The sequence below is a fragment of the Bradyrhizobium sp. Bra64 genome (assembly GCF_024519875.1).
In the GTDB taxonomy this organism is placed as follows: Bacteria; Pseudomonadota; Alphaproteobacteria; order Rhizobiales; family Xanthobacteraceae; genus Bradyrhizobium; species Bradyrhizobium japonicum_G.
The window spans coordinates 1,482,366-1,498,599 of record NZ_JALJRD010000001.1; the positions used below are offsets into that span (position 1 = coordinate 1,482,366).

The window sequence follows — 16,234 nt, forward strand, 5'->3', positions numbered from 1 at the left end:
CACCCTTAACGTCAAAGCACCAACTGCGCATGCAATGGAGTTGAGCTGTTGTCGTTTCTGTAGCGCGCCTCTTGAACGTGTGTTTATCGATCTCGGAATGTCTCCATTGGCAAATTCCTATCTCCGGAACGAGAAAGCCAAACAAGACGAGCGCTTCTTTCCGTTGCGGGCTTACGTTTGCGGAGAGTGCTTCCTTGTCCAGCTCGAGGAATGGGAGGCGCCGGAGAATATCTTTGGAGACTATGCCTACTTTTCATCCTACAGCGATTCATGGCTGCAGCATGTTAAGTCCTACGTCACCCGAGTCATCGAAAGGTTCGGAATCGGGGCAAACAGCAAGGTCGTCGAGATCGCGAGCAACGACGGCTATTTGCTGCAATACTTTGTCGAAGCCGATGTGCCGGTTCTAGGCATCGAGCCGGCTCAGAACGTCGCTGCCGTTGCGCGCGCGAAGGGCATTCCGACCCGTGTGGAGTTCTTCGGCGAACGTGCAGCCCGTACCTTGCGACGCGAGGGGCTACGCGCTGATCTGTTGATCGGAAACAATGTCTTGGCTCACGTGCCAAATTTGAATGACTTCGTCAAAGGCATGAGCCTTCTTCTCGCCGACGCGGGGGTCATCACGATGGAGTTCCCCCATCTGATGCGCCTGTTTGACGAGTGTCAGATTGACACCATCTATCACGAGCATTTTTCATACTTCTCGCTTATCGCTGTCGAGAAGATCTTTGCCGCCCACGGCCTGACATTGTTTGATGTCGAAGAGTTGCCGACCCATGGTGGCTCGTTGCGAATCTATGCTCAGCACGCCAACAAAGGATGGCATCCGATCTCCCATCGGGTACTGGATCTCAGGCGCCGCGAAATCGATGCCGGATATGCCAATCTTGACCACTACGACGCATTCGAAGAGCGCGCTGTGGAAACCAGGCAAAAGCTTCTTTCCTTTCTGGAGGATGCAAAGCGACAGGGCAAGCGTGTTGTCGGGTACGGCGCCCCAGCCAAGGGCAACACACTCTTGAACTACTGCGGCATAACCTCGGACCTCATTGAGTATACGGTCGACCGAAACCCACACAAGCAGGGGGCGTTGTTGCCGGGATCCCACATTCCAATTCTCGAGCCCGAACGCATAAACGTGACAAAGCCGGACTACATTCTCATTCTACCCTGGAACCTGAAGCGGGAGATCGTTAGCCAGCTGTCATTCGCCCGCAGTTGGGGAGCTCAGTTCGTGGTGCCGATACCCGAGCCCAGGATCGTGGATTGAGCCGACCGGATACCGGAGGGACGTGGAGCATGGATGACATTGCAAGGCATGCAGACTTCGCGGACCTCAGGGAGAGTGAGGCGGCCGTTGACCTGTCAGCGGACAAGACCGGACGTGCACTCCACGAGTTTATTGCGGATATGTATCCCATCTCCCGCAGCATAACGGGGGATGGGATCCGAAGAACGATCGATCTCATCCGGAACTACGTTCCTCTTACCACGTGCGAAGTACCGTCCGGCCTCCAGGTATTTGATTGGACCGTTCCACCGGAGTGGAACGTGCGTGATGCATATGTCAAGAACAGCGCCGGCGAGCGCGTGATCGATTTCGGGAAGTCGAACCTGCACCTCCTGGGCTACAGCATACCGGTGAGGGCGCACATGACGCTCGACGAGCTTAAGCCTCACCTCTACTCGGATCCGGATAAGCCGGACTGGATTCCCTATCGGACAAGCTATTACCAGAAGACCTGGGGCTTCTGTCTGCCGCACAATGACCTATTGGCAATGCAGGAGGACGATTACGAGGTTTGTATCGATGCCAGCCTCGCACCGGGTCATCTGACTTACGGCGATCTGAGACTGCTTGGTCGCACCTCGGACGAGGTGCTGATCTCCTGCCATATCTGTCATCCGTCGCTCTGCAATGACAACCTGTCCGGGATCGCGGTCGCAACCGCGCTGGCGCAGCACCTTCGGAAGATGGAGCTCAGGTATACATATCGCTTCGTATTTATCCCCGGCACTATTGGAGCGATCACCTGGTTGGCGCTCAACGAGGCTCATGTCGGTCGGGTGAAGCATGGATTTGTGTTGACCTGCGCCGGCGATTCGGGGGCGATGACCTACAAGAGGAGCCGCCGCGGCAACACAGAGATCGATCGAGCCTGGTCCTATGTGCTTGAGCAGAGCGGCGAACCGCACGAAATCCAGGAGTTCTCACCTTACGGCTATGACGAGCGGCAATATTGCTCGCCTGGCTTCAACCTACCAATCGGCACCGTAATGCGAACGCCGTTCGGTAGATTCGCGGAGTATCACAGCTCGGCCGATAATCTGGAGTTTGTTCGCCCTGCTGCGCTGTACGATACTCTAACGAAGGCGATTGCAGCCATCGACGTCATCGAGAACAACGCCTACTTTCGGAACGAGAAGCCATTCTGCGAGCCAAAATTGGGCAATTATGGCCTTTATCGTGGATTGGGCGGGCTCGCGGCCGGAGACTTCCAGATGGGGCTGCTATGGGTCCTGAACATGTCGGACGGGGATCATTCACTCTTCGACATCGCCGAACGATCCAAGTTGCCTTGGGCGGTGATAAAGGAAGCGGCCGCCGCGCTGAGCCGAGCTGGTCTCATCAAGCAAACCGAGCCGAGCCCGACAAACTAGTTTCGTCAGGGCGGGTGGTGTTTGGCCGCCGATAGAGGTTGAGACAGCTGAAGGGCGACGAGTTGATGGTGTCCGCTGGAAAAGCGGCTCGCCAGCACGTCGAATTTGAGCATTCCCGGACCGGCGAGAGGTCATGATACAGAGGGTGGTGCTCATTGTCGGGTGGGTGGTACTCGTGTTCATCACGTTCACTAACACCAATTCAAGGTCGTCCGAGGTTGGCTGGCCTTCAACTGGAGCACTTCGCTGCCTTCGCTGTAATGGGCTCTGCGTTTTCGTTCGGCATGACACGTCGTACATGGGCTGTACTTGCCTTGGTGATCCTCAGCGCGCTTGCTCTCGAAGGCATGCAGTTGCTAGCGACGGATCGGCATGGTCGGATTCTCGACGCCGCAGTGAAGGTCATCGGGGGAGTCTGCGGGGCCGGCGCCGGCCGTCTAGTTCCGCATCTGATCGATATCCTGACTTCGCCATCCGCGAAACGTCATCAGTAACAGCGCGTGGTATTTGCAGCGAATCCCTTGCACAGCTGCTCGTGCGCTACCGCTCCCGCAAGCTTTCCTGCTTATACCGCATGATCGGTGATAAGAGATAGCTAATGACACTACGTGATCCAGACTTGATCTCGACGGTGGCAGCCATACCGGGTGAAAGGCTGACATGCTTGTTCTCGATGTTCATGTAGCTGCGGTCGAGCGACACCCGCGCTGCGTAGACGAGCTCCTGTCCATTGGGTTCGCTGCTGGTTGTCCCGGCGCCGAGAGGCCTGGTGTTGCCGTTCTCCGGTGGCTTGTTCCGGGGAATGGCGTCCTGGGAGATGTTGATCACCTTGCCATGTAGCAGTCCGTACCGGGTAAAATTGAAGGTATCGATCTTGATGGCGGCGTTCTGGCCTGCCTCGACGAAGCCGATATCCTGATTCGAGATCATGGCCTCAACTTCGAGATTGCTATCGATTGGAACGATCATCATGATTGGTTGCGCCGGCGTGACGACACCCCCGACGGTATGAACTGCGAGTTGCTGTACGACGCCATCAATTGGCGCAGTCAGGTTTTGCAGGCCGGTGTGCCGCTCGGCTTTGATGACGTCCTGGCTTAGACCGGCAGCCTTCTGTTCCGCCTTGGCGAGTTCCTCGAGCAACGTTCGTTCGTATTCGGCAATGGTCTTGTTGCGGTTCTCCACCAGAACCCCGACGGCGGCATCTGCTTCGCCAAAACGGCTTTGCTGAACGAGTATCTCCTGTCGTTGACCGAGTAGCTCTTGGTAGTCGGCCAAGTACTGCAGCTTAGAACCGAGTTCTTTCTGGTACAGCTGCTCGCGTATCTCGACGCGCTGCTGGAGCGGGCCAATTGTGGCTTTCAGCTTATCCATCGACGCCTTCGAAGTGGCCCGTTCAGCTTCCTTTTGTGAGATTTGGCGGTCAATTGCAGCGAGTTTGGCAGCCTGCTCGGTGGCTTGGCTGACGAGAAAGCGACGATGCATCTCGATCAGCGCAGTTGTGGCGGCTGGGGGCGGGTTAAACGCCGAAGCGGGATCAGTCTTATTTGACAGTAACGCCTTCAGGCGGGAGGCGTCGAGCTGCGCACTCATCAGATCGCTCTTGAGGTGGTTCAGCTCTGCAGCGGAAATGGTCGCATCCAGATCAACCAGGCGTTCACCGGCTCTGACGGTTTGGCCGTCGTGAACGTAGATCGCGCGAACAACGGCGGTCTCGAAGGGCTGGATGGTCTTGGTTCGGTCGCTCGGGATGATCTTGCCAGGAGCGATAGCAACAATGTCGATGGTTCCAAGGCAGGCCCAGAGCAAGGCGACAATGAAACCCGCCGTGATGCTGATGACGATGGTACGTCCAACGGGCGAAGGAGGGGTCTCGATGATTTCGAGTGCTGCGGGGAGGAAAGCGAGTGCTTCGCTCGGATGAATCCTGTGGGAAGGCGTCAGCCCGACAACGGCGCGGCCGAGCTTGCGGGCGTGATCCGCGAAAACAATGACCGCGTTCCCGCTGTTCGCATTCCGGGGAGGCTCCGTCGGCGCGGCCGGCCGCTGCTTGGACATTGCAGATGCGCGATCGGCGCGAGACGAAAACATACCAGCCAGTCGTGCCCTAACAATCAGGGATCGCTCCTTTGAACGCCGGATGAATTCCAGGCAGCATCGTGAAAAGCGCAGTAGCCGAGCGGTGATGGCGCGTTGATGGGCGATCACGACGAGCCGTCCGTCCCAATTGGACTCAAGCTCGTATCTGGAAATGATAGATGGCCTTGCGGCGCCAGCGGTCATCACCACGGCCTCATAGCCATGTACTTTTCCGAGTAGGAGAAAGCTGCCGCTGCGAATCGGGAGGATGCCAGGCAGGGCTGATGCCGATAGTCCGTCCCAATCGGTCAGAACACAGCTCGCAGAGAGATTGAGCTCCCTCGCATAAGCGAGCATTTCCGGGACATCGATAGGCGTGTAGCCGGACCGCTGGCGAATATGATCGAGGCTGCTGTCAACACCACGCAATCGGAGCAGGAGGTCGAGCACAAACAGCCCCGGATCGTCGAACGTCTCTGCCGTCGTCTTTTTCATGCGGCCTCGTCGATGCCCGCGTGAGCTCGACCGTGTCGCCTGTCGGTGTCGACGCAAGCGAAGGGCAGGCTATGCAAGGTCATGGAAGCCAGACTGTAGGCGGAAGAGCTTTGAATAACGTCCTCCGCGCTTGACCAGCTCTTGATGAGAGCCATCCTCGACCAAGCGGCCATCTTCAATCGTGATGATCCGGTCGGCCATTCGTAAGGCCGATAGCCGATGCGCAATGATCAGGACAGTACGGCCGTGCACGATTTTGGCCATGTTCTGTTGAACGATGTGCTCACTCTCGTAGTCGAGTGCGCTGGTCGCCTCGTCAAAGATCAGGATCCGGGGATTGGTTACCAGCGCGCGCGCAATCGCAATGCGCTGACGCTGTCCGCCGGACAGGCTGCTCCCGCGTTCGCCGACTATCGTGTCGTATCCGTTCGGTAGTTGTAGAATGAAATTGTGTGCACCGGCCATTGTGGCCGCTTCAACCACACGCTCCGTCGATGTCGCGGGATCCGCGAAGGCAATATTGTCCCTGACCGAACAGTTGAAGAGGACACTGTCCTGGAGAACTACACCGATCTGTCGGCGCAGCCAGGCGGGGTCAACCTGAGTCACGTCGATCCCGTCGACGAGGACCCGGCCTCGCTCCGGGATATACAGCCGCTGCACCAGTTTGGCCAAAGTGCTCTTCCCCGAGCCCGAGGAGCCCACTATTCCAATGACCTGCCTTGCCGGAACGTGCAGCTGCACATCTCGAAGGATTTCAGGCCCATCGATGCGGTAGCGAAAGGCCACCTGTTCGAACGCAATATCACCTCGGATGCTATGCAGCGCCGTTTTTCCAGGGCTGTAAACAGGCTCCGGCTCTGTGTTCAGGATGTCGCCGAGGCGCGCGATCGAGAGCCTGGCTTGGTGAAAATCTTGCCAAGTCTGGGCTAATCGGAGGACCGGGCCGCTGATGCGACCGGAGATCAGATTGAAGGCAACCAGCTCGCCAACAGTAAGATCTCCAGCCATGACGAACCGAGCGCCGAAATAGAGGATGGCGACGCCGACCAGCTTGTTGACAAGCTGGACCGATTGGCTGGACACGTTCGCCAGGCTGATGACACGAAAGCTCGCTGCGACGTATCCGGCGAGCTGTTGCTCCCAGCGACGTTGCATCTGAGGCTCGACAGCCATCGCCTTGAGCGTTTCCATCGCGGTGACGCTCTCCACAAGAAAGGCCTGGTTCTCCGCACCCAGCCGAAATTTTTCGTCGAGCCGCCGCTGAAACAGAGGCGTCGCTCCGGCAGAAATTGCGACATAGACCGGAAGCGAAGCGAGGACGATCCAGGTTAGCGTTGGCGAGTAGAAGGCCAGCACTGCAATGAAGACAACCGAGAAGGACAGGTCGATGACCAAGGTCAGAGCAGAACTCGTCAGGAAATTGCGGATATTTTCGAGTTCCCTGACCCTCGCGACAGAGTCACCCACCCGCCGAGCCTGGAAGTAGCCGATCGGCAAGGCCAACAGGTGACGGAATAGCCGAGCGCCTAGTTCGACATCGATTCGGTTGGTGGTGTGAGAGAAGAGGTATGTACGGAGAACTCCGAGGATCGTTTCAAACATCGCGGTCGCTACGAGGCCGATGGCGAGTACGTCCAGCGTACTCATGCTGCGATGCACTAGAACCTTGTCGATAACCACCTGGAAGAAGAGCGGCGATACCAGGGCAAACAGCTGAAGGCAGAACGATGCTGCAAGGACTTCGAGGAGCAATCGCCGGTATTTTCGAATTGCGCCGAGAAACCACGTGATGTCGAAACGCCGTGCAAGATCGGAAAGAGCGGCTCGACGCGTCATCAGAATGACCGCGCCGTCCCAGACGGCTTCGAGTTCTATCCGCGACATCATGACCGGTTGCGGGCGACCCGGCTCAAGCGCGATGACCCGCTCCTCGGTGGCCTTTCCGAAGATAAGAAATCTATCCTCACGAAGGATCGCGAGCGCGGGCATCGGCAGACCGGAAAGCCTAGACCAATTGGTCCTGACGACACGTGCCTTCAACCCAAGCTCCTTGGCAGAGCGGAGAATCTCGGCGACCCTGATAATGGTCCCAAACTGATGACGGATGCGCTCAGGATCTATGGCGAGGCCGTTGAAGCGGAGCATCATAACCAACGCGATCAACCCTTGATCGGGGATTGCGCCAATTGGCTCAAGGTGCTCGGGCATCCTCTCTCCGCATTGCATCGAGCAGTTGCGATCCGGCAGTCACCGGGCAGTTCTCGCCGATCACGAAGTTATGTCGTTTTGACGCCCGAGCGCGTCCTTAGACGCAGCCCGTATCCTCAGAATTGGGCCGCATTCCGACTCGAAGAGGGGCCAGCACCCCATCATCCTAGGCCGCGCACTGGTGGCGAGTTGACGGCCGTCAATATCGGCGCATAGCGGTCGCCTATCATCCTGCTGATGGTTGTAGTTGCGACGAGATCAGCCTGCCCGACCGAACACCATCCTGCAGGCGTTGGTGTCCGCCCCGCAGTGTGGCCTGTTTCGGTCTCCAGAAAAGGACCGCGGCGATGACGGAGCCTTCGTTCGATTTCAGCGAAGAAATCGCTGTTTCGGTGGCGCGCTCAAGGCTGAGTCCGGAGCAGGATGTCCCGTCTTCTAGACGAGAACGGCTTGGCGGATCGGGTCGGAACGCTATGAAAGTGTTGTTTGCGAACAAGTTCTTCTTTCGTAACGGCGGCTCCGAAGTCGTGATGTTCGACGAGATGGAGTTGATGCGCAGGCGGAATGTTGATGTCGTCGAATTCTCCATGAATGACGATCGAAATATTCCATCACGCTTCCAATCGTACTTCGTCTCGCAGAAATCGTATCGCGCATCATCCAGACGCGAAAAGCTGAGATCGGCATTATCCTTTATTCATTCATCCGAAGCTGTCTCGCAAATTACGCGCCTCATCCGAGATGAGAAGCCGGACATATTGCACTGTCATAACATCTATCACCAGCTCACTCCCTCGATCGTCACCGCAGCAGCGGAAATGGGGGTTCCCGTCGTTCTCACGCTTCACGACTACAAACCGGTGTGTCCCGTCTATACGCAGCTAAGCAACGGACAGGTGTGTGCGAGATGCGGCGACGGCGCCTTCGAGACGATTCTCGCTCGTCGTTGCGCCGACGGTTCTCTAGGGCGCAGCGCCTTGCTTTGGGCGGAGGCGCGCTATCACGCGCTGCTGGGAAGCTATCATCGCGTCGGAAAATTCATTGCGCCGAGCAAGTTCATGTATGAGGCCATCGTCCGTCGGTTCGGTGCAGATAAGGTGGTTCATATTCCAAACGGGATCGACGCATCGCGTATCGATACCTCTGTCGGCGATGACGGATACGCACTGTATTTCGGGCGCCTGTCGCCTGAAAAAGGCGTTGAGGATCTCCTTAAAGCTCATGCGACCGCCCAAGGCGCCTGGCGGCTGGTAATCGCCGGCACTGGACCGCTTTTCGATGAGCTTCGGCGGAAATACCCCGCGGCGGAGTTCAGAGGGCATCTCATGGGCATCGACCTCGAGCGCACAATCAGGGAGGCGGGTTTGATTGTCGTGCCCTCGGTGTGGCACGAAAACAGTCCTCTCTCGATTCTTGAGGCGATGGCGCATGGCAAGCCAATCGTCGCTTCCCGCATTGGCGGAATTCCCGAGTTGGTCAGAGACGGGACGACAGGTCTGTTGTTTGACCCTGGCGACGTTATTCCACTCTCTGAAAAGGTCAGAACTCTCCTGGTCGACCGCAGTCGTCGCGAGGTGTTCGGTCGCAACGCACGCAAGACCGTCGAGAACGAGTACTCGCTCGAGAAACACGGTGCGGCGTTACTCTCGTTATACGAGGATCTGATTGCATCAGTCGGCTTACACAGGAAAGTTGGATCATAAAATGGACCTTACCGTCATTTCCACGTTCCGCTGCAACTCCAAGTGTCAGATGTGTTACATCTGGCAGAATCCGACCGAGCCGAAGGAAGAGGTGTCGCTGGCTACGTTGTCGAAGCTTCCATCCGGCTTCGACAATTTGAATGTGTCGGGTGGAGAGCCGACGCTTCGCAAAGACCTCGAAGAGATGATCGATCTTCTCTATCCGAAGGCAAGAGTGACGGAAATATCGTCGAACGGGCTGCATCCGGAGCGCCTCGTTCCGATCATCAAGAAACACCCCAACATCAAGGTACGCTTCTCGCTCGAGGGCGATCAGGAGACCAGCGATAGAATTCGCGGGGAGAAGGACGGTTACAGCACCAAGATCGCGGGACTTCGTATGCTGCGCGAAGCCGGCGGCACCGACCTCGGCTTTGCGATGGTCATCCAGGACGAAAACGTCGATCAGCTCGTCAATGTCTATGAGTTCGCTCGCAAGGAAGGATTCGAGCTGGCAACTTCCACGCTTCACAATGCGTGGCAGTTCTACAAGAACGACAATTACTTCTATGATCGGAAGGCAGTCGCGCGGAAGGTTGAAGGGCTTATTTCGGCGATGCTGCGTAGTCCGAAGCCAAAGAACTGGTTTCGGGCCTACCTGAACCTTGGCCTGATCGAGAAGATTCTCGGTCATGATCGGTTGATCCCGTGCAGTGCGGGTAAGGATTTTGCCTTCATCGACCCGTGGTCGGACGTATGGGCTTGCAACGTCCGCTCGGATCTGCCCATGGGAAATCTTGCGCGGGAATCATGGAGCGAGATCATGAACAGCGAGGCCGCTCAGCAGACACGGAAAAAGGTCGCGAGCTGTGGGCAGAACTGCTGGATGGTGACGACCGCGCGGACCGCGATGCGGTCCAACCTGGTCCCTCAGCTTCCGAAAGGCGAGCCGTTGTTATGGGTCATCAAGAACAAGCTCAAGGTCTCGATCGGCAAGAGCATATGCTTTGACAGCTATATTGATTATTCCGACGTGCGTCCATCGCCGCATGTCGAGCGAACGTCGTTCTTGAACAAAAATGTCAAGGCCCGGCTGGTCAAGGGCCGCATAACCCCGGACGAGCATTACCCGCTGCGAACATTTATGAACAATTAGATTGGAAGGAAGTCCAGATGAGAAGGCGTGAGATCTACATGTTCGGCTTCCGTGGCTTCCCTCAAATTCAGGGTGGTATCGAGACGCATGCAGAAAATCTCGCACCAAGGTTGGTCGAGCTAGGCAGGGGGGTTACCGTCTGCATGCGATCTCCTTACGTCGCCCCGAATGTCCCCAAAGTCTGGAAGGGGGTGCGGGTACTGCGACTGTGGACTCTAAGTAACAAGTATCTGGAGACTCTGCTCCATTCCGTAGTCTGCGCACTTGTCGCAATGGTGCGGCGGCCGGCGTTGGTGCACATTCACGGTATAGGTCCTGCAATTGTAACGCCGTTGCTTCGTGCTGTCGGCCTGCGGGTCGTCGTCACGCATCATGGTGAGGACTACAATAGGGAAAAATGGGGCTGGGCGGCGCGTATGGTCCTGAGGACCGGCGAAGCTGTCGGAATGCGCTATGCTAGCAAGCGCATCGCAGTCAGTCGCAGCATAGGCGAACTCATCACTTCCAAATATGGCAAACCCTGCGAGGTGGTGCCGAATGGCGTGGTGTTCTCGGACTTGCCGCAGCAAAGCGAACAGGTGGTCGGGTTGGGATTGGAGCCGGGACGATACGTATTGACGGTCGGCCGGCTTGTTCCTGAGAAGCGGCAGCTCGATCTTTTGCGCGCATTCCTGGCTACGGCAATGCCGGGATGGAAGCTCGCCATAGTTGGAAAGATCGACCACCAGAATGAGTACGCGGATCAGCTGGTTAGAGAGGCGGCCCGCCACCAGAACGTTGTCATGGCCGGGTTTCAGACCGGCGACGGGCTGCGACAACTCTACGCCCATGCGGCACTGTTTGTTTTGCCGTCGTCGCATGAGGGATTGCCGATCGTTCTGCTTGAAGCGCTTAGCTATGGATTGCCGGTGCTGGTAAGCGATATCGCACCTAACCTGGAGGTGGTGGGCGATCCCGAGCACATTTTCCATGTCGGTGATTGTGAGGAGTTGGGTGCGAAGCTGTTGGTGCTGACAAAGACGCGTCTGAGCGCGTCTGAGCGCGAAATGGTACGTCGCGAAAGCGCCTTGCGGTACGATTGGTCCGATATCGCATCGAGAACGTCGGATATCTATGATGACCTGCTCGGCCGGACACGGCAGCAAGACGATCTATCGCGCGCAAGCTGGGGCGCCAGCGCAAGGTCGCAACAATCGGCATACGGCAGACCAGCCAACCATTGAGGCATTGCCAGTGCTTTCGACGACAAAGTCTGGCAGCATATTGGCGCCCCATACGTTGATCGGGTTGAAGCGATGCCGCTCCCGGGCTGGCGGTGCCGAGGATTATGGCTGTTACTCGGAGCTTGATTTCAAGTCGGGCGTCCCCGGTTCTCAGTGCTGAGATCTCAGCTCTTGCGGTCCTCCCGCAACTATGGTCTGGCGATAGCGTCGGCCATGGTCGATGGGCGTGGCGGCCAGAGTCTGTAGCCCGCGACCGAAACCTCGGGGAGCCACGGGCTCTGCGACCGGATCCGATCGGTCGGCCAGCCGCCAGCACAAGCTGGATTTCTCCCATTGCCTAGATAATGGACATAGATTGGGGCTTCCGAAAGCCGTCGAACCCTGAGAGGCTCCGGGTCGGGGATTCGCCGGCCCGATGAAGCTGGCCAGGTGTCGAAGCGCCGGGCGTTGCTGGATTATGTGAGAATGAGCAGGGTGGATGAGCTAACGACCGGTGAGATTGACGAGCAGATTGTTTCGATCATCGAGCTGGCCGGTGAAAATTTAGTGCGCCTGTCCGATCCGTCATTCGAGTTCGTGCCGGAGCGGATGACAGGAGCGATATCGGCCATTCATCAGCGCCTGAAAGCGGAGCTTGCTGCGCTTCTTAAGCTGCGGACCGTATACGGCGATCTGATCGTTTGCCGCATTGTTGCCGGCAGCTATCCCTGGATCCGTGACCAATTGTCGCCGTATCAACATTTGAGACTCGCGTGGCTACAGCTCACGCAGCTGAGCAGCATGTTTGATCACTCCATGACTGAGCTCGATCGCCTTCACGACGAAACGCTAGAGTTGCTTTCTATCGACGTTGAAAGAGCGGTTGCTGATGGCTCTCCTCGAACGAGGGCGGGCGGGCGGAACACGCGGGTAGATCGCTGGTTCGAAGTTGTGCCGCAGCACGAAGCGCCAACGTTCGAGACCATGAGGATTGCAAGCGAGTTGTCGATCGCTGACGCACTCATCGCGGAGTACTGTGACGCTGCGCGGCGCGAGCTATTGGGAGAGATCGACGCGACCGCACAAATCGTGAGTTCCAGCATCGCTGGTTTTTTGTCGGATCATGGGGGCGAGCTGATAGACCTTATTGGTCGTTACAACGACATGGTCGAGAACCTCAAACTCCGGTATCGCCGAACGTGAGACGCAGATTTTGAACTGTCGGGAACACGAAATATCCTTTCATTCTGCAGAACTCGATTCCTGTTTAGATTCCTGGATACCGACTCGCAGCTGACTGGCCGTTACCCTGCCTGCGACGGAAGCGAGCTCGTAGCTCACTCTTTGCCCTTCAATCAACGTCGAAATGCCGGCTTCCTCGACGGCGGACATATGAACGAATATGTCCTTGCCTCCGCCGTCGGGCCTTATGAAGCCGTAACCCTTAAACTTATTGAACCAGACTACGAATCCGTTAGCCAAAGTTCCTCCGGCATCCGCATGATCTAGTCCGACGTAAAGATTGCGAAGCGTAGAAATTCACATCGGGCGTAGAATGACTTCTTTTGCTCAAACCCCGGTTGTTACCCCTTGGTCCGATGAGGGGTGAGTTTCGTTCATTCAGACTAACCGGCGCTGCAAAAATGCTGCGTATGAATCGGAACTCGTGGCCCAATGCTCACATCCCCACAATAGATACGTCAAGTGTTGCTGCGCAAATAAGCAATATGCCGCGTTTATTTGCAGATATGCCTCCTGCCTTGCGTGTGCTGTAGGCGCAAGCGCCTCTCGAAACGTCGATCGACTTAAATGCTGCATCTCGCGATTAGTTGCAAAGACGCAGTGTTAAAGCGATCGCGATCTGAAAGCCTGGTTAAGCCAAGAAAGAGCTACGGCAATATGGAATGTCGCACAACGCACCTCTTTCGCGACAACCAGGGTCTGGGGCGAAAGCGATTCGCGACGAGGAGGCGATTAGCAGAGCAGGTGCCTGCCTTGGTTTCGTCGGGAAGCGCAAGTTTGACAGGCATTTGTGATATTCTCCGACCGTCCGCGTGAGATGACGTCAGTCGAGTGCCGGAGATTGAAGCCGATTCACCTCGCCAGATCGACAAGTCGGAGTGGAAGCTTTAGCCTGCTAACGATCTTTCTCACAGCTTGTGGTGTTCTTCCAAGGCGTCGTGAAACGGCGTGCAAGCTCTTTCCCTCTAAAATGAGGAACCGTACCTGCTCGATCTCGTGATGACTCCATGGCGGAGCAACCTTTCGCTTGGTGGTCTGCGGGGCCAACACTATAGCGCTCCTTTTCAGGCTGTTACGAAGAGGCAAGGGTCTCGAGGTCAGGGAAGCGGGGTGAGCTGGTAAGTCGTGACAATCGGGCTTGCTTGCTCCGCATCATAGTTCTGGCTGGCTATAGCTTGGATGGCCTCGCGATGCCGATGAAAGGTCGCTCGAATGTCCATTTCATCGGCGCCATCGACCGCTGCGCGATCAATAAGAGCGTCCCAATCAACTTTGCAGATCACTCGTTTGGGACCGTCAAACATCGCGAACAGGATGCCCGAATGTTGGTCAACAACGGTCATCTCTCCGGAAGGGTCATGTCGAAGGGGCATCGCAGCGGATCTCCGTTGTGCAATTCTTCGTTGGAGTTTGCTCCGGGGTTCAGGAGTTTCTTTCGCACTACGCCCTATGCCGGCGAAGACTGCCTTGCACGAGATGGAAGCTAGGGAAATAAAGCAATGTTGAATCTGATCACGGTCAAGTTGTGGGACCGGCCCCGGCATCAAATCGCCTCATGCCAAAGGAGTTTGCTATCGGCTCTCCGCAATAGCTGTCTCTGGTCCGCTGGTCCGAACCAGCGTCGCCCTCGATTGCGCCGCAAAGGGATCATGGATGGTTGAAGCTCGTACTGGTGCGCTCTGCTCAGATTTTATGCTGTCGACGATTGATTGGCGATTAGTGACTTCGCTTCGGGGTAGCAACCATGACCGACCGACCGACTGTCCTCGTCACGGGAGGCGCCGGCTATATTGGCTCGCATGCCTGCCGCGCCCTGGCCGCCGCCGGCTATCAGCCCGTCGTTTATGACAATCTTTCGACGGGTCATCGCAGCTTCGTTGCCGGCCCCCTGGTGACCGGCGACCTTCTCGACGGCGCAGCGCTGGCGCGCGCCTTCGCCGATCACAAGGTCACGGCCGTGATGCATTTCGCGGCGGCGAGCCTTGTCGGCGAATCCATGACCGACCCGCAGAAGTACTACATCAACAATTTGCAGGGCACGCTGTCGCTGCTCCAGGCGATGCGCAACGCCGATTGCCATCGCATCGTGTTCTCCTCGACCGGCGCCGTCTACGGCAACGCCGATTCCAAGGAACTGCCGGAAGACTTCCCCTGTGCGCCGATCAATCCCTATGGCGCGTCGAAATGGATGATCGAGCGGATGCTCGCCGATTACCGCGCGGCCTATGGCTTCGGCGCGTTCTGCCTGCGCTATTTCAACGCCAGCGGTGCCGATCCGGCCGGCGGCATCGGCGAGTTGCGCGACAACGAGACCCACCTCATTCCGCGCGCCATGATGGCTCTCCAGGGCCATGTCGACTTCGCGGTGTTCGGCGATGACTACGACACGCCCGACGGCACCGCGATCCGCGACTACATCCATGTCACCGACCTCGCCGCCGCGCATGTCGCGGCGCTGAAGCTGCTGGAACAGGGACATGCCGGCGGTAGCTTCAATCTCGGCACCGGCTCCGGCTTTTCGGTGCGCGAGATCCTGGGCGCGATCCGGCAGGAGACCGGCCGTGAGGTGCCGCACACCGTCAAGCCGCGCCGCGCCGGCGATCCCACCTATCTGGTCGCCGACCCCTCCGCCGCACGAAAAGTTCTTAACTTCGTGCCGCGCCATTCCGACCTGCCGACTGTGATCCGCACCGCCTGGGCCTGGCACCAGAAGGCGCATCCGCTCACGCGATTATAACGTACGAGCCAGTAGTCCGGCTTGGCGCATCGAGGTCAACCGTGCTGATGGGTTGCGACAAGCCCGGGGCATCGCTGTGCACGGGGATTGCTATGGAGCGGGGAGAACCACCGGTGGATTGCCGGCACGCCCGGTACGGTGGCTGGTCGCATGCAGGAGTGGTTAGAGGCCGGCGCCTGACGGCATCAGGTTGCAGGTCCCCTATCTTCCGAGCGGCTTGGAGGAACTGGTCCACGGGCTACTACCGGAGCGCAATGTAGCGGCTTATTCCGCACGGATTGCGACGGTCCGAGCTTGCGCCAAGCGCTAGGCCTCCCCCCGCCTGGCGAGTTAAGCGGCGCCTCTTGATCTATCCGTTGTACTCTTCAATTTCAGTCGTTCCCAACATCCTCAGCGCAGCGAGTATCGTGGTCGTGCGACAGATGCCCGATTGCGGCCGGATAAGCCCTAGTTCGCGACCGGTAAGTCATTGATGGTTCTCAACCCGTCGCTATCTCTTAATCAGCGGGTCCCAGGTTCGAGCCCTGGTGCGCCCACCATACAAGATCAAGACCTTAGCGAGAGAAACCGTTTGAGAGCGCCGAACTAAAACGGTTCTTCAAACGGTGTTTTTGGCGGCCGACCGGCGAGTCCCCTCGCGGCATCGTGCTCTACTTTGCTCGCTCAAGCAGAGGCGAAGCCGACTCGAAGGCCGACCGGCAGAACCGCTTCCTCAGTTCTCTATCTGGGTCAGAGCCGCCCGACATAGCGGGTATTTTTCCACTTTTGT

Annotated in this window: 11 protein-coding genes; 7 read left to right on the top strand and 4 right to left on the bottom strand. The window is 57.5% G+C overall.

The genetic code is table 11. The features are described from left to right. Positions 1-34 precede the first annotated feature (34 nt). Both NR187_RS07080 and NR187_RS07085 read left to right on the top strand, forming a co-directional pair. Entirely contained in the window at positions 35-1,270 is a 1,236-nt protein-coding gene (locus tag NR187_RS07080; protein ID WP_211384814.1) for a class I SAM-dependent methyltransferase, read from the top strand. A gap of 29 nt (positions 1,271-1,299) precedes the next feature. Beyond that, entirely contained in the window at positions 1,300-2,661 is a 1,362-nt protein-coding gene (locus NR187_RS07085) for a DUF4910 domain-containing protein (RefSeq protein WP_256806122.1), read from the top strand. Between the two features lie 540 nt (positions 2,662-3,201). Here the strand turns inward: NR187_RS07085 and NR187_RS07090 are convergent. Both NR187_RS07090 and NR187_RS07095 read right to left on the bottom strand, forming a co-directional pair. Next, positions 3,202-5,235 carry an HlyD family type I secretion periplasmic adaptor subunit gene (locus NR187_RS07090; protein ID WP_256806123.1) on the bottom strand — a complete coding sequence of 678 codons (2,034 nt, stop codon included), beginning with the start codon at positions 5,233-5,235 and terminating at the stop codon, positions 3,202-3,204. A gap of 69 nt (positions 5,236-5,304) precedes the next feature. Continuing rightward, positions 5,305-7,446 (bottom strand): type I secretion system permease/ATPase, encoded by a 2,142-nt coding sequence (locus NR187_RS07095; protein WP_256806124.1) that lies wholly within the window; start codon positions 7,444-7,446, stop codon positions 5,305-5,307. A 347-nt stretch (positions 7,447-7,793) separates the two neighbouring features. On the opposite strand from NR187_RS07095, the gene NR187_RS07100 reads away from it, so the two are divergent. From NR187_RS07100 to NR187_RS07115, 4 genes are all read left to right on the top strand, one after another. Further along, positions 7,794-9,149, top strand: coding sequence for a glycosyltransferase family 4 protein (locus tag NR187_RS07100; RefSeq protein WP_256806125.1), 1,356 nt, complete (start codon positions 7,794-7,796; stop codon positions 9,147-9,149). Between the two features lies 1 nt (position 9,150). Further along, complete coding sequence (locus NR187_RS07105; RefSeq protein ID WP_256806126.1) at positions 9,151-10,284, top strand: radical SAM protein; 1,134 nt, start codon at positions 9,151-9,153, stop codon at positions 10,282-10,284. A 17-nt stretch (positions 10,285-10,301) separates the two neighbouring features. Then, a complete protein-coding gene (locus NR187_RS07110; protein WP_256806127.1) occupies positions 10,302-11,507 on the top strand; it encodes a glycosyltransferase family 4 protein in 1,206 nt (401 codons plus the stop codon). Between the two features lie 465 nt (positions 11,508-11,972). Further along, positions 11,973-12,689: a hypothetical protein gene (locus tag NR187_RS07115; protein WP_256806128.1), complete on the top strand. Its 717-nt coding sequence runs from the start codon at positions 11,973-11,975 to the stop codon at positions 12,687-12,689. Between the two features lie 39 nt (positions 12,690-12,728). Here the strand turns inward: NR187_RS07115 and NR187_RS07120 are convergent, their stop codons facing one another. Beyond that, a complete protein-coding gene (locus NR187_RS07120) occupies positions 12,729-12,968 on the bottom strand; it encodes a cold-shock protein (protein ID WP_211384697.1) in 240 nt (79 codons plus the stop codon). An 857-nt stretch (positions 12,969-13,825) separates the two neighbouring features. Next, positions 13,826-14,071 (bottom strand): DUF1488 family protein, encoded by a 246-nt coding sequence (locus NR187_RS07125; RefSeq protein ID WP_211384698.1) that lies wholly within the window; start codon positions 14,069-14,071, stop codon positions 13,826-13,828. Positions 14,072-14,472: 401 nt separating this feature from the next. Between NR187_RS07125 and galE the strand changes: the two genes are divergently transcribed. Next, positions 14,473-15,465 (top strand): UDP-glucose 4-epimerase GalE, encoded by a 993-nt coding sequence (galE, locus tag NR187_RS07130; protein ID WP_256806129.1) that lies wholly within the window; start codon positions 14,473-14,475, stop codon positions 15,463-15,465. The last annotated feature ends 769 nt before the right edge of the window (positions 15,466-16,234 follow it).

Bases quoted from the DNA above. Each gene is read 5' to 3' on its own strand.
- NR187_RS07115 (WP_256806128.1), top strand. From the start codon at position 11,973: ATGAGCAGGGTGGATGAGCTAACGACCGGTGAGATTGACGAGCAGATT.
- NR187_RS07100 (WP_256806125.1), top strand. From the start codon at position 7,794: ATGACGGAGCCTTCGTTCGATTTCAGCGAAGAAATCGCTGTTTCGGTG.
- NR187_RS07110 (WP_256806127.1), top strand. From the start codon at position 10,302: ATGAGAAGGCGTGAGATCTACATGTTCGGCTTCCGTGGCTTCCCTCAA.
- NR187_RS07095 (WP_256806124.1), bottom strand. From the start codon at position 7,446: ATGCCCGAGCACCTTGAGCCAATTGGCGCAATCCCCGATCAAGGGTTG.
- NR187_RS07105 (WP_256806126.1), top strand. From the start codon at position 9,151: ATGGACCTTACCGTCATTTCCACGTTCCGCTGCAACTCCAAGTGTCAG.
- galE (WP_256806129.1), top strand. From the start codon at position 14,473: ATGACCGACCGACCGACTGTCCTCGTCACGGGAGGCGCCGGCTATATT.
- NR187_RS07090 (WP_256806123.1), bottom strand. From the start codon at position 5,235: ATGAAAAAGACGACGGCAGAGACGTTCGACGATCCGGGGCTGTTTGTG.
- NR187_RS07125 (WP_211384698.1), bottom strand. From the start codon at position 14,071: ATGACCGTTGTTGACCAACATTCGGGCATCCTGTTCGCGATGTTTGAC.
- NR187_RS07085 (WP_256806122.1), top strand. From the start codon at position 1,300: ATGGATGACATTGCAAGGCATGCAGACTTCGCGGACCTCAGGGAGAGT.
- NR187_RS07080 (WP_211384814.1), top strand. From the start codon at position 35: ATGGAGTTGAGCTGTTGTCGTTTCTGTAGCGCGCCTCTTGAACGTGTG.